Origin of the sequence: Streptomyces sp. NPDC020362 (assembly GCF_040642095.1) — a bacterium.
Taxonomy (GTDB): domain Bacteria; phylum Actinomycetota; class Actinomycetes; order Streptomycetales; family Streptomycetaceae; genus Streptomyces.
Genome location: NZ_JBFAET010000236.1, coordinates 1 through 12,435, shown reverse-complemented (window position 1 = coordinate 12,435; position 12,435 = coordinate 1). Strand labels below are relative to the sequence as shown.

Below are 12,435 nucleotides of genomic sequence, written 5' to 3'. Positions count from 1 at the left end.
CCACGTACCCGGGGACGGACGGCCACCGCACGGTCAGCACCACCGACTCCTCTTCCGCGACCCATGAATGGTCCACGCCCGACCCCCACACGACATAGTCGCCCTGACGCGTCAGCAGGACGCTGCGGTCGGGAAGTTCGACACGGAAGCGACCGCTGACGAGAACGAGAAGGGTGGTGCGTTCCTCGCCCCGCACCCACTGTGCTCGCCTGTCGCCCGGTGGGTGGACACCCCACTTGATCTCGACGGCGTCGCTGTGGCGCGCATCGCCTGCGGCCTTGAAGTGCCCGAGCAGCCAGCCCCGGTCAAGTGCCGCATCCCTGCCTGCGTTGCCCACGTACACGCTGTCGTCCATGCACCGGGACGCTAACACCCGGCCGTCCTGCCACCCCGAGCGCGACCGGCGCCGCGGCAGCACGTCCTCAACTGCCGCGGGCCGGCGTCTTGAGCTCGTCAGCGGCCGCGGGCCACGTCCTGAGCTCGTCAGCCGCCCCGCGCCACGGTCCTGAGCTCGTCCAGTGATTCGCGCATCACCTGCGCCATCTCTCGTTCCTCGGCCGCGTCGACCCAGCGCTCGAAGCCGACCTTGAAGACGGCGATCCCCGCTTCGGCGGCCAGGCTCGCGGCCGGCTCCACGACGCCGCGTCGGCGCAGGGTCTCGGCGAGCGCGGCCGACATCGAGGCGAGCTTGATCAGCTCGCGCTCCCGGAGTTCCGCGTTCGCCGTGATCACAGCGTGGCGCCTGCGTGCGTACTCGCGCCGGTCGACGAACACCTCGCAGACCGCGTCGAGGCCCGCCGCGAGCGCCTCGACCGGCGCCGCGGACTCCGGAGCGCCCGCGACCGCCTGCACGAACAGCTCCTGCAGTTCGACGGAGCCGGCGAACAGCACCTCACGCTTGTCGGCGTAGTGCCGGAAGAAGGTCCGCTCCGTGAGCCCGGCCCGCTTGGCGATCTCCGCCACAGTCGTCTGCTCGTAGCCGCGCTCGCTGTACAGCTCCAGCGCCGCGTTCGCCAGGCGTCCGCGCGCGTCCGGCTCCCATCTGCCCATGCGCAGATCCTACGTGATGACAGCTACTGACATCAGGTGTACCGTCGATGACAGTAACTGACATCAACAGTTGAGGACCTCCCATGCGCATCTTCGTGACCGGCGCGTCCGGCTGGATCGGCTCCGCCGTCGTATCCGAACTCGTCGACGCGGGACACCAGGTCGTCGGGCTCGCCCGCTCCGACACGTCCGCCGCCGCGCTCTCCGCGGCCGGGGCGGAGGTCGTGAGGGGCACCGTCGACGACCTCGACGTCCTGGGGAAGACAGCCGCCGCGTCGGACGGGGTGATCCACCTCGCCTTCAAGCACGACATCGCCTTCTCCGGCGACTTCCGGGGCGCCGCCGAGGCCGACCGCCGAGCGGTCGACACCTTCGGCGACGCGCTCGCCGGCACCGACCGACCCTTCGTCCTCGCCTCCGGCCTGGCCGGACTCGCGCCGGGGCACGTGTCGACCGAACGGGACAGGCCCGCGGTCGACGGCTCGCCGATCTCGATCCGCGCGGTCACCGCGCAGGCGGTACTCGCGCTCCCGTCACGCGGCGTGCGCTCCTGCGTGGTGCGGCTCTCCCCCACCTGCCACGGCGACGGGGACAACGGTTTCATGGCCACCCTGGTCGCCATCGCCCGCGCCAAGGGAGTCTCCGGCTTCATCGGTGACGGCGCCAACCGCTGGCCGGCGGTCCACCGCCTCGACGCCGCACGGCTGTTCCGCCTGGCGGTCGAGAAAGCCCCCGCCGGATCGGTGCTGCACGGCGTCGCCGAGGAAGGCGTCGCGATCCGCGCGGTCGCCGAGACGATCGGCCGTCACCTCGACGTGCCGGTGGCCTCCGTGGCCCCCGAAGCCGCAGCCGGCCACTTCACATGGCTGAGTGCCTTCCTCGGCCTCGACCTCCCGGCCTCCAGCTCCCTCACCCGAGACCTGCTGGGCTGGGAACCCACCCACCCCGGCCTCCTCGCCGACCTCGACAAGGGGCATTACTTCCACACACCCGCCACCGCTGCCTGACCGGTCCCCACGGCACCACCCGCACCGTGGGCGTGCGAGGGCGCCGCCGATCCGCCGGACCCGGCTGACGGGGCGGCCGCTGCTCGGTGATCGAGTGGGCTGCGATCAGGCCGGAACCGGCGGTGAGGACGGCGGCGGCGATCACCGTGGCATCCAGGCCGAAGGCGTCGGCGAGGGCACCGGTGGCGTACTCGATGCCCCGCCAGAAGCGGTAGGTGCCCGGTGCGTTGGCCCGCCGGCTCGGGTGGGCGTGGTGGGAGACCGAGGCGGTCGACGGCCGTCCCCAACTCGTCGACCTCGGCATGCCCGTCTTCACCGACCCACCCGCCACTCCCACACCCCCAGGAGAGTCCCCGCATGCACCCGATGCGCCTGTTCTCGTTCGGCTGCCTGCACCTCCCCACGGGCCCGGGCGGCAGGCCGATCCCGCCAGCCGCTGACCGCGTCGAGGGTGAGACCACCGGAGCCGGTGGCGGTCGACGGGCCTGGTCCGCGGCCCGGAATCGCAGTTGTCGACCAGATCACTCCGTTACGGTCAGGCACTCGGCGAGCAGGTCGACGATGTCGTGCCAGGCTCGCTGCGCGTGCCGTGGGTGGTAGCCAACGCCGGGGCGCACGGTGTGGTCGACCGGTGGGTGGTGGAATGCGTGCAGGGCTCCGCCGTAGACCACGAAGCGCCAGTCGACGCCCGCGGCCTGCATCTCGGCGGTGAATGCGTCCCGTTGCGAGGGCGGCATGATCGGGTCTTCCGACCCGACCCCGGCCCACACCGGGCAGCGGATGCGCGCCGTCTCGCCTGGTCGGCCCGTGGTCAGTGCGTTGACTGTCGCGATCGCGCGCAGGTTGACGCCGTCGCGCCCGAGTTCCAGCGCGATTGCGCCCCCGGTGCCGTAGCCGACGGCGGCGATCCGGTCGGGGTCGGTCCGCGGCTCGGCGCGGAGCACGTCGAGCGCCGCGTGGCCGATGCCCCGCATCCGGTCGGGGTTGGCGAGCAGCGGCATGCAACGGGCAAGCATCTCCTCGGGGTCGCCCAAATAGCGCCCGCCGTGGAGGTCGAAGGCCAGCGCTACGTATCCCAGCTCGGCGAGCGCATCGGCCCGGCGGCGCTCGACGTCGCTGAGCCCCATGCCCTCTGGCCCGAGCAGCACCGCAGGCCGGCGATCGACTCCGGCCGGGAGTGCGAGGTGCCCGATCATCGTCAGACCGTCGGCCGGGTACTCGACCGTGCGCGTTGTAATCGTCGTCATGCGACTGGACAGTAGTGATCGTCGAGTCCGGTCGGGCCGCTGTTCTGCCGCTGGCAGAGCAGCGCGGGTGTTCCTCTGAAATGCGGCGATGGCTCACGATCCGCCACAAACCCCGTTCCTGCGGCAGCGGTTTCGGATCACCTGCCCTGGCCACGGTGCTGGAGGTGGACCTGCCGGTTCTTCCGCCGGGGGCATACCCCGCGCCGGACGAGCAGCCATCGGATGCGCCTTCGGTCGCTACAGGGCGCACGCCCTCACAAAAATCGCTGGTCACCGGCTCTGGCAGCTTGGACGTGTCGCCGTGATGGAGCACATGCAGGACCACCTTCCTCGCGCACTAAAGGGTGCCGAATCGTGATCGTTTTCTTGGTCCGGAAAAGGGCCAGCGGCCTCACCGAAATCCTTGCCCGCGCACTCCGCGAGCGGGGCCGCGATGTCGAAGTCGACCACCTGCATGTCCACCTGCCCCGCGTGCTCAAGACCACCAACTTCTGAAGGGATTCCGCCTGCACACCCCACCGGTTACCGCGTTCGACGCGACCGCAGCGCTCTTTGCCGTGCTCAACGAAGACGAAGCGGAAGCTCAGCGCATCGTGGGCACGATGCTGCCCGGCGAGCGAGCTGAATTCGCCGACCAGCTGGACACACTCCGTTCGATGCTCACGGATCGCTTCGGCAACGGCATCGCAGCAGGTGTCCAGTGATCGATCCCTTAGTTGTGCTGTTTCATGACATTGGTGTCGTACCTGTAGGGTTCACGCGCTCAAAGTCTCCGTGGCGACGCGGTCAGCTCGACTTCTTGGCGAGTTCGGCGAGGAACTGCGGCACTCGGCCGGCACCGAAGTCGTAGAACCGTGCCCACTGCGGCTCGACCGCGATACGCGCCATCTGGTCGTACATAGCCCGGCAGTTCCGCTCGAACTCGGCCGCGTACTCGGCGTCGAAGTTCTTCCGCGCGGCCGCGAGGTACTCCGGAACCACCCCGTCGACGATGGTGAGGTGCACGACGCCACGCACCGACAGTGTCTTGGCCGAGCCGGGGCTGTCGCCGGCGTCGATGGTCAGGGCAACCTCGGGGCGGGCGGACAGCGCTCTTACCTTGGGCGCCGTGGCCGCGGTGGACATGACGATCTCGTCGCCGGTCCAGAAGATCCCGATCGGGATGACACGTGGGCGCCCGTCGAGTCCGTTGTATGCCAGCCGCGCCATTGACGCCTGGCTCAACAGCTCGTGGGCGTCGGCCAGCTCCTGTGCGATCTGCTTGGGGTCCATGACTCGCCGTCCTCCACTGTCGCGCGGCCGCTCGTGGCCGCTATGCCCCTGGGACGGAGAACCCGCCACGTTCTCGACACCCGCGGCCGAATCGCCGTCTACTCGCCCACGGTAATCGGGCCGCGCTCGCCAGCTTCTGCAACTCCTACCGCGTCACCTTCGAAAAGTCACCGGAGCTGCTCGGCGCCTTCCCACACCAGCTCACGATCGAGAACTTCGTGGCACCAACGTTATGAGGCACCACCCTTAGTCCGGAAAAGCGGCCCGGTGGTCATGGCCTGGCTGGACGGCGCCGGAGAGGAAGTCGGCGTGCAGGTGGGTGTCGGCCACGAACGCGACCCGCTGGCCGCGCAGCTGGGCGGCGGCTTTCAGGGCTCGCAGGTCGCGGCCCGCGTCGACGGCCAGGGCGCGGCCGTCGCCCGGATCGACCAGGGAGGCGCTGTTGCCCAGTCCGTGGTCGACCAGCGGTATCAGGTGGTCGTCGGCGAAGCCCACGGCAGTCCTCCAGGATCCGGCAAAGACGGTGCGGCCAGGCGTGTGGTCATCGCCGTCACCATCTTCTACGCTATTCCATGGATTTATGGAGGATATCTTGGCGGGAACCACCACGGCCGGTGCGAAGGCGCGGCTGTACGACGCGTTCGCGGCCAGCGGCAAGGCGCTGGCCAGCGGGAAACGCCTGGAGCTGCTCGATCTGCTCGCCCAGGGCGAGCGCACCGTCGATGCCCTGGCCAAGGCCGCGGGACTGAACCTGACCACGGCCTCGGCCCATCTGCAGACCCTCAAGCAGGCCGGCTTCGTCACCACCCGCCGCGAGGGCGTCCGCATCCGCTACCGGCTCGCCGGCGACGACGTGGCTCAGCTGTTCGCGCTGCTGCGCAAGGTCGCCGAGGCCCACCAGGCCGCCGTACCCGCGGCACGGAACGCCTACCTCGGCGAGGACGACGCGGCTGAGGTCACCCAGGAGGAGCTGCGCGCCCGCATGGCGGCCAGGGACGTGGTGATGCTGGACGTACGACCGCCCGAGGAGTACCGGGCCGGGCACATCCCGGGGGCGGTGTCCATTCCGGTCGAGGAACTGGCCCACCGGATCGACGAGTTGCCCGAGGAGACGGAGATCGTCGTCTACTGCCGCGGCGAATACTGCGTCCTCGCCCACGACGCGGTACGGCTGCTGACCGACCACGCACGGCGGGCCGTCCGCCTCAACGACGGCATGCTGGAGTGGCGACTGGCAGAACTGCCCGTCGACACCGGGGACTTGACATGACCGGCGGTCCCCTGCCCGTGCACCCGGGCCTGGTCGGCGCACCGGTGCCGCGGCCCGGATCGCGGCCGGTGACCTGGCCGACGGCGCCCCGGCCCGCACTGCAGCTCTGCGGGACGACCTCCATCACCGGCTGGCGGCGGCGCTGCCGGGCCGCGTGCACCTCAGCGGCCCCGAGAAGGAGCGCCTGCCGAACACGCTGAACGTCACGGTCGACGGCGTACTCGGTCCTGAACTCCTCGCCGCCGCCCACGAAATCGCGGCCCCGACCGGCTCGGCCTGCCACAGCGGCAACCACTCCCCCTCCCCGGTCCTGACGGCCATGGGCCTGGACAGCGAGCGCGCGATGGGGGCGCTGCGCCTGTCGCTGGGCCGATGGGACGGCCGGCATCGAGACGGCGGCACAGACGCTCGTCAAGGCGGCCACCGCGCGCTGACCCGGCTGCCGGTCGGCCATCGATCCGACGGCGCCGAGCATCCGACGAGGTGCACCCGACCGCGCGCAACCGACGAAGAACTTCCGATGACGGGCGCTCGACCAGAGCGTTCGACGAAGAGCAGGAGAGGCATGACCGAGTCCACCGCACAGGGCACGCCGGGCTCCATAGCCGACGTGCCCGACGCAGCCCACGCACAGCGCCGCATCCTTCGTGTCCTGGTCGCATCCCAGATCCTCAGCGGGGCCGGACTCGCCGCCGGAGTCACCGTCGGCGGCCTGCTCGCCCAGAACATGCTCGGCACCACCAGCCTCGCCGGACTGCCCAGCGCCCTGTTCACCGCCGGATCCGCGCTCGCCGCCGTCGCCGTCGGCCGCCTCTCCCAGGCCCGCGGGCGCCGCCCCGGTCTGGCCGCCGGCTACCTCACCGGAGCCGTCGGCAGTGCCGGTGTCATCGCCGCCGCCGTCCTGGACAGCCCCGTCCTGCTGTTCTTCGCCCTGTTCGTCTACGGCGCCGGCACCGCCACCAACCTCCAGGCCCGCTACGCCGGCGCCGATCTGGCCCACCCCGGCCACCGGGCACGCGCCGTGTCGACCGTCCTGGTCGCCACCACCCTCGGCGGCGTCACCGGACCCAACCTCGCCGCACCCACCGGCGATCTCGCCGAAACCCTCGGAATCCCCGACCTCGCGGGCCCCTTCCTGCTGTCCGGCGCCGCCTACGCTCTGGCCGCGCTCGTCCTCGCCGTCCGGCTGCGGCCCGACCCGCTGCTCGTGGCCCGCACCCTCGCCGCCGCCCAGGTGAGCACCACCGCCGCCGACGCGCCCGCGGCGACCGACCCCGCGCACCCCCCTCGCACAGGCGTGGTCCTCGGGGCGCTCGTCATGGTCGTCACCCAGCTCGTCATGGTCGCGATCATGACGATGACCCCGGTCCATCTGCACGACCACGGTCATGGCACCGCCGCCTCCGGTCTCGTCATCGGCATCCACATCGGCGCCATGTACCTGCCCTCGCCGCTGACGGGCTGGCTCGTCGACCGCTACGGCCCGCTGAAGATCGCTGCCGCTTCCGGTGTCACCCTCCTGACCGCCGGCATCCTCGCCGCCGCTGCGCCCGGTGACTCCGTCGCGCTCCTTGCGTGTGCCCTGGCCCTGCTGGGACTGGGCTGGAACTTCGGCCTGGTCTCGGGCACGGCGATCATCACCGACACCGTCCCGCTCGCCACCCGCGCCAGGACCCAGGGAATGGTCGACGTCTCCATCGCCATCGCCGGCGCCACCGGCGGCCTGGCCTCCGGCATGGTCGTCGCCGGGACCGGCTACCCGGTCCTCGCCCTCGCCGGCGGGGTCCTCGCCCTCGCGATCCTCCCCGCCATCGCCGCGACCGCGAGCAGCCGATGAACCGGCCAATTCCCCCGGCAGAATCCGGCCCCCGCATCAAGGCGCCCGTGACACTCCCGCCCGGCGAGCCCTTCGGCTTCGACAACGGCAAGGCCGTCTACGGGAAAAACCGATGTGGTCCAGGTGGTCGAGCACTGCCCAAGTGCACCGGTCGGGGCGCGTGTTCGTGGTCCCCCTGCCGGTGGCGGGTGGCACGGTGGAGTCGGCGCCACGCCCGTCACCCATGGTTCTGCCGGGCCGCCTGCCCCTCGGCGGGCGCCCACCCCGCCGTCGGTCAAGCGCGGGACGTCCGGGGGGTGTCCGCAAGCGCCCTGCGGCGACACGCCACGCTCCCGGTCGCCGCACACGCCCATCGGCGTCGACGGGGCAGCCGGCCGTCACCGGCCGCGATCTGACGATACCTCTGCTCGACTCGCGACCCACCGTTTCGCAGCGCATGATGGATGCATGGCTGCTGGGGGACTCCGCCCCGCCCGAGGGCGCCGCCGCCCTGCACAACCCGTGACCAGGCCCGTGAGGCCGGGCCGAGGAGGTCAGCCATGACCCACACCGTGCTCCCGCCGGGCGGCGTCGAATCGGAGAACCATCCGTGGAAGATCCGCCTCGTCGAACACCCGAAGCGATTCGAATCGTCGCACTTCCGCGCCGCGAAGAAGACGGCACAAGCGATCCTGCGCACGATGGAGGACATCGACCTGCCCTACGGACCCAGACCCGTCGCTCCCGGGGCGGGTCCGAACGGTTCCGCGTCCTGGGAGATGCACCACGGCGGCAGCCTGTGGGTCAAGGGAGCGGACCGCTGGCGGATGTACCGTGCACGGGTCGGCATCGAGTGGAGCATGCAGTTCTGCGCCGACCCGGAGAAGGTGGACCGGCTCCGGCAGGAGGCCGCCGATCTGGTGGACGCCTTCCCGCTCACCCTGCCCGCCCTGGCGGAACTGGGCTACGAGCGGGCCGAGAATCTGCTGCGCACACCGATCAAGGACGCCGACGGGGTCGAGGCCTGGACCGACTCCCTGTTCAACGCGTGCGTGCCGCTGAGCCACGACAACCACCAGGGGATCCTTCCCAAGGTGCCCGGTGAGCATCACTACCCCTGGCCGGTGAAGGGCGCGGACTTCGTCCGGTACGACGACTTCCAGCTGTGGGTGACCCTGCCCGACGGCACCCACGGCGCCGTCGCCCCGGTGGACCGCCGCGGCTCCGGCGACGGGCATGTCCGTCTGGCCTTCGTCCCCGAAGGCAGCGAAGCCGCCGGGACGATCGCGGAGGCCCAGGACCGCGGGCTGATGGCCGTCCTGCCGGCGAACAGCACGGTGGCGATGCAGGCCTTCGCCCGGCAGATCGGTCCCGGACAACGGACCGCCTCCGGTCCGCTGTCCGCAAGCGCGGGACGGCACGGCCGCCGCGCCTCCGGCCCGCAGTGAGGCCGTGCGTGTCTCGCGCCCTCGTCATCTGCCTGGACGGCACGGGCAACCAGGTGGGCGCGAACCACCCCACCAACGTGGTCAGGCTGATGGAGATGCTGGACGCGGACGATCCCGCCCGGCAACTGGTGTACTACGACCCCGGCGTCGGGACCATGTCGTCGGCCACCGCCCGGGGACCGGTGGGCCGCCGGCTCTCCCGCCTGTGCGGTCTCGCCTTCGGCAGCGGGCTGCGGACCAATCTCGCAGAGGCGTACACGTACGTCATGCAGCACTGGCAGCCGGGCGACCTGGTGTACGCGTTCGGGTTCAGCCGTGGCGCCTACACCGCCCGGGCGCTCGTCGGCATGCTCAACAAGCCCGGGCTCATGCGTCCGGGCTCGGAGAACCTGGTGCCGTACGCCGTGGCGAAGTACGCCTTCAATCAGGACATCGACAGGAGTGAGCAGGAGGTCGCACGGTTTTCCCACGCGTTCTGCCGGCGCACCGAGAACGAACCGCTGTGGGAGGACGTCAGGCAGAACAATCCGCGGCAGGTCTCGCACCACGCCCTGCCCGTGGCCTACCTGGGCGTCTGGGACACCGTGAAGGCGGCAGGCCTCGTGCGCCTGGGCAATCTGCAGTGGCCGTTCACGCGTCAGGTACCGAACGCCGCCCGCATACGGCACGCCGTGTCGCTCGACGAGACCCGCCGTCCTTACCCCGAGTTCCTGGTGACACCCCGCCCCGCGCCGCATCAGGGCACCGCCGAAGAGGTCTGGTTCGCCGGAGTGCACTCCGATGTCGGCGGCACGTTCGCCCATGCCGAAGGCGCGCCTCTGCTCTCCGCGATCCCGCTGAAGTGGATCACGGACGGCGTCACCCAGGACCTGGTCTTCCGGCCCGGGGCCTACGGCACGACCTGTGGGGTCACCGAGGCCTTCGCCGAGGCACCGGTGCACGAGAACGGCCCGCTGTGGATCCTCACGGGCCGGCGCTCCCGTGCCCTGCCCGACGATGCCGTGCTCCACACCAGCGTGAGGCTGCGGCGGGAGCGGGATCCCGGGTACCGCCCGGATCTGCCCGGTCCGCAGGAGACGGGCCGCTGGGCCGATCCCGACTGGACCAAGCCCGTCCCGCCACCCGGTGGTTGAGCGCTCCTTCGGCCCGTCACCGAGGGGACACCCCGGCGGGCGCACGCTCGGCGAGATCCACCCGAACCGTGACCAACTCCGTCCCCATGACCCGCGCCATCACCGCGTTGAGCGCGCGCAAGGGGCGCCGGCGGCTCGGGCGGCGCTGCCGGGCGTAGGGGTCCTCGTCCGGCAGGACGTGGGCGGTTCCGCTGCGCCGGGCGAAGCGCACGCCCTCGCGAAGGCGGACCCGCACCTCGTGCAGCGCCGGCTGTTGCGCACGTGGCCCGCCCGCTCCCCGTGCTCGGCGACGATCCAGAAGGTGTCTCCCTCCCGGCCGTTGCCCACGGGTGTGGTGCGGGTGCGTCCGCCGGCCCGGCCCCGGGTCTCCGGCAGCGCGTGGCCGAGCGGCATGACCCCCAGCCGCAGGAGGAACCGCACCGGCGGATTGACCAGGCGGCGCTGCACGGGCGCGACCACCGCGCGCTTGAGCCGGGAGCCGGCGAGGGGCAGCGGCACATTGGCGGCGAGAACCCCGCTCAGCCCGACGGATAGGGCCGGGCGTCGTGGCACCGTGGGGTCGACGAACCAGTCGGCCCACTCGACGGCGATCAGGATCTGCGTGGCCGTGAGCAGACACGCCGTCACCCGGGCCGACCTGGAGGCCGCGCTGGACACCTGTCAGGAACGCCTGTTGTCCCCGCCCCGGGCCGTCGGAACCGCCCGGCGGTCACGGCACTGATCCGGGCCCGCTCCGGCTACCCGGTCACGCTGCCTTGCCACAGGACGTCACGGGCTCGGGCCATGGCCACGAAGAGCCGACGGCGGATCGGTTCACCGCGCTCGCGTCCGGCTTCGGAGTCCTCCGCGGCGATCAGGCCTGGCGCGGGTTCGGCTTCAGCACGGCGAACACCGCCTCGCCCGGGTCCGTCAGCCAGGCGATGCGTCCGACGTCGGGCACGTCCGCCGCCGGCATGAGCACCGTGCCACCGTTGCCCTGCACCGCCGTGACGACGGCATCCGCGTCCGCGACCGCGAAGTACGGCACCCAGCGCGCTTCTTCCTGCTCCCCCTGCAACTGGGCCACACCGCCGAAGGAACCCTGCTGCTGGTCGCCGGCCGCGATGCTGAGGACCCGGTACGTCATGCCGGGCGCCTGCATCTCCTGCGAGCGCCAGCCGAACAGCCCATGGTAGAAGCGGATCGCCGCCCCCGGGTCGGCCACGTGCAGCTCCACCCACACCAGCGTGTCGTCCTCGGACGCCTTCTGCACCCCCATGGCGGACTGCAGAACGGCGAACTGTGCGCCTTGGGGGTCGGTGAACTGGGCCAGCTGCCCCTCCCCCACGCTCATGGGCTCGACGCGCACGCTGCCACCGCCCTCGACCACCTGACGGGCGGTGGCCTCCGCGTCATCGCTGCGGAAGTAGGTCGTCCAGGCCGACCTGGCCCCCTCCTCGGTCAGCGGACCGAGGGCGGCTACCGTCATTCCGTCCTTCTGGAAGAAGCCGTACCCGCCCGCCTGCGGTCCCGCGGACACGAGCCGCCACCCGAAGACTTCGCCGTAGAAGGCGGCGGCCGCATCCGTGTCCGGGCTGCCGAGGTCGATCCAGACGGGTGATCCGGTACGGAAGGCGGTGCCGAGCATGGGATTCCTCCTGCGAGTCCGGTACGAAGCCCCGTCACTATGCCGACCCCATGGGCGGGGCCCCGCACACCGCCCCGGCCGGACCGGGGGTTTCACCCGAGGTGGGGAACGTGTCCTTACTCCACGGCTTGGGGCTGCACTCCACGGCTTCGGGCTGCACTCCACGGCTTCGGGCCGCGCCTGCCGAACGCGCAAGCTCCGCGCCCTGCCGGGATTCGCGGCACAGCCCCGGGTCCGGCGGCGGTCGGTCGACCGAGTCCATGAGGGTCAGCCCTGCCGTTGAACTGCTCGCCCTGTCCGCCGGGCTCGGTGCCGGCGTCCTGGTCGGCCGGTGCAGCCCCGGGTCGGCCGCCGCGGTCCTGGACCACTGCCTGAACCGTGTCTTCCAGGACTGATCGCCCGGTGTGCCATTGCGGGCGCGTGGTGTGCAGCGGAAGGAGTGACCTCCCGGTTCGGGGTGATGACGCCTGCGCAGCCACCCAGGCGGAGGTGGTGCGGCCCCGCCCGGGCGAGCGCGTCCTGATGGTGAGCTCGCCCAGTTTCGACCCGTCGATGTGGGAACTGT

General features: G+C 71.5%; 15 protein-coding genes. 8 read left to right on the top strand and 7 right to left on the bottom strand.

Annotated elements, in window-relative coordinates; translation table 11 throughout:
* Positions 1-355, bottom strand: a 355-nt coding sequence (locus AB0H32_RS42195) for a signal peptidase I (RefSeq protein WP_361132971.1), incomplete at its 3' end; no start/stop codon positions are given.
* A gap of 128 nt (positions 356-483) precedes the next feature.
* Positions 484-1,050 carry a helix-turn-helix domain-containing protein gene (locus AB0H32_RS42190; RefSeq protein ID WP_361132968.1) on the bottom strand — a complete coding sequence of 189 codons (567 nt, stop codon included), beginning with the start codon at positions 1,048-1,050 and terminating at the stop codon, positions 484-486.
* 83 nt (positions 1,051-1,133) lie between these two features.
* Between AB0H32_RS42190 and AB0H32_RS42185 the strand changes: the two genes are divergently transcribed.
* The gene (locus AB0H32_RS42185; RefSeq protein ID WP_361132965.1) at positions 1,134-2,057 is read left to right on the top strand and encodes an SDR family oxidoreductase; all 924 of its coding nucleotides are present in this window, start codon (positions 1,134-1,136) and stop codon (positions 2,055-2,057) included.
* Between the two features lie 521 nt (positions 2,058-2,578).
* Here the strand turns inward: AB0H32_RS42185 and AB0H32_RS42180 are convergent.
* Positions 2,579-3,304, bottom strand: coding sequence for a dienelactone hydrolase family protein (locus tag AB0H32_RS42180; protein ID WP_361132963.1), 726 nt, complete (start codon positions 3,302-3,304; stop codon positions 2,579-2,581).
* A gap of 354 nt (positions 3,305-3,658) precedes the next feature.
* Between AB0H32_RS42180 and AB0H32_RS42175 the strand changes: the two genes are divergently transcribed.
* Together AB0H32_RS42175 and AB0H32_RS42170 are read left to right on the top strand one after the other, a co-directional pair.
* A complete protein-coding gene (locus AB0H32_RS42175; protein ID WP_361132960.1) occupies positions 3,659-3,799 on the top strand; it encodes a hypothetical protein in 141 nt (46 codons plus the stop codon).
* Positions 3,800-3,861: 62 nt separating this feature from the next.
* Positions 3,862-4,008, top strand: coding sequence for a hypothetical protein (locus AB0H32_RS42170; RefSeq protein WP_361132957.1), 147 nt, complete (start codon positions 3,862-3,864; stop codon positions 4,006-4,008).
* Between the two features lie 82 nt (positions 4,009-4,090).
* Here AB0H32_RS42170 and AB0H32_RS42165 read toward each other — a convergent pair whose 3' ends face one another.
* Entirely contained in the window at positions 4,091-4,576 is a 486-nt protein-coding gene (locus AB0H32_RS42165) for a pyridoxamine 5'-phosphate oxidase family protein (protein WP_361132954.1), read from the bottom strand.
* Positions 4,577-4,822: 246 nt separating this feature from the next.
* Positions 4,823-5,071, bottom strand: a complete 249-nt coding sequence (locus AB0H32_RS42160) for a hypothetical protein (RefSeq protein ID WP_361132951.1) — start codon at positions 5,069-5,071, stop codon at positions 4,823-4,825.
* A gap of 97 nt (positions 5,072-5,168) precedes the next feature.
* Here AB0H32_RS42160 and AB0H32_RS42155 point away from each other — a divergent pair, with 97 nt between their 5' ends.
* From AB0H32_RS42155 to AB0H32_RS42140, 4 genes are all read left to right on the top strand, one after another.
* Complete coding sequence (locus AB0H32_RS42155) at positions 5,169-5,846, top strand: metalloregulator ArsR/SmtB family transcription factor (RefSeq protein WP_361132948.1); 678 nt, start codon at positions 5,169-5,171, stop codon at positions 5,844-5,846.
* Between the two features lie 565 nt (positions 5,847-6,411).
* Positions 6,412-7,683, top strand: coding sequence for an MFS transporter (locus tag AB0H32_RS42150; protein WP_361132974.1), 1,272 nt, complete (start codon positions 6,412-6,414; stop codon positions 7,681-7,683).
* A gap of 443 nt (positions 7,684-8,126) precedes the next feature.
* Positions 8,127-9,110 carry a DUF6424 family protein gene (locus AB0H32_RS42145; protein ID WP_361132945.1) on the top strand — a complete coding sequence of 328 codons (984 nt, stop codon included), beginning with the start codon at positions 8,127-8,129 and terminating at the stop codon, positions 9,108-9,110.
* A gap of 8 nt (positions 9,111-9,118) precedes the next feature.
* On the top strand, positions 9,119-10,243 hold the full coding sequence (locus AB0H32_RS42140) for a DUF2235 domain-containing protein (RefSeq protein ID WP_361132942.1): 1,125 nt from the start codon (positions 9,119-9,121) through the stop codon (positions 10,241-10,243).
* Positions 10,244-10,342: 99 nt separating this feature from the next.
* Here AB0H32_RS42140 and AB0H32_RS42135 read toward each other — a convergent pair whose 3' ends face one another.
* Together AB0H32_RS42135 and AB0H32_RS42130 are read right to left on the bottom strand one after the other, a co-directional pair.
* The gene (locus tag AB0H32_RS42135) at positions 10,343-10,900 is read right to left on the bottom strand and encodes a nitroreductase/quinone reductase family protein (protein ID WP_361132940.1); all 558 of its coding nucleotides are present in this window, start codon (positions 10,898-10,900) and stop codon (positions 10,343-10,345) included.
* Positions 10,901-11,096: 196 nt separating this feature from the next.
* A complete protein-coding gene (locus tag AB0H32_RS42130; protein ID WP_361132937.1) occupies positions 11,097-11,870 on the bottom strand; it encodes a VOC family protein in 774 nt (257 codons plus the stop codon).
* Positions 11,871-12,130: 260 nt separating this feature from the next.
* Between AB0H32_RS42130 and AB0H32_RS42125 the strand changes: the two genes are divergently transcribed.
* The gene (locus tag AB0H32_RS42125) at positions 12,131-12,265 is read left to right on the top strand and encodes a hypothetical protein (RefSeq protein WP_361132935.1); all 135 of its coding nucleotides are present in this window, start codon (positions 12,131-12,133) and stop codon (positions 12,263-12,265) included.
* The last annotated feature ends 170 nt before the right edge of the window (positions 12,266-12,435 follow it).

What these genes read in the sequence shown, in the direction of transcription:
- AB0H32_RS42165 (WP_361132954.1), bottom strand. Translation starts at nt 4,576, where the DNA reads ATGGACCCCAAGCAGATCGCACAGGAGCTGGCCGACGCCCACGAGCTG.
- AB0H32_RS42125 (WP_361132935.1), top strand. Translation starts at nt 12,131, where the DNA reads ATGAGGGTCAGCCCTGCCGTTGAACTGCTCGCCCTGTCCGCCGGGCTC.
- AB0H32_RS42185 (WP_361132965.1), top strand. Translation starts at nt 1,134, where the DNA reads ATGCGCATCTTCGTGACCGGCGCGTCCGGCTGGATCGGCTCCGCCGTC.
- AB0H32_RS42190 (WP_361132968.1), bottom strand. Translation starts at nt 1,050, where the DNA reads ATGGGCAGATGGGAGCCGGACGCGCGCGGACGCCTGGCGAACGCGGCG.
- AB0H32_RS42150 (WP_361132974.1), top strand. Translation starts at nt 6,412, where the DNA reads ATGACCGAGTCCACCGCACAGGGCACGCCGGGCTCCATAGCCGACGTG.
- AB0H32_RS42145 (WP_361132945.1), top strand. Translation starts at nt 8,127, where the DNA reads ATGCATGGCTGCTGGGGGACTCCGCCCCGCCCGAGGGCGCCGCCGCCC.
- AB0H32_RS42130 (WP_361132937.1), bottom strand. Translation starts at nt 11,870, where the DNA reads ATGCTCGGCACCGCCTTCCGTACCGGATCACCCGTCTGGATCGACCTC.
- AB0H32_RS42180 (WP_361132963.1), bottom strand. Translation starts at nt 3,304, where the DNA reads ATGACGACGATTACAACGCGCACGGTCGAGTACCCGGCCGACGGTCTG.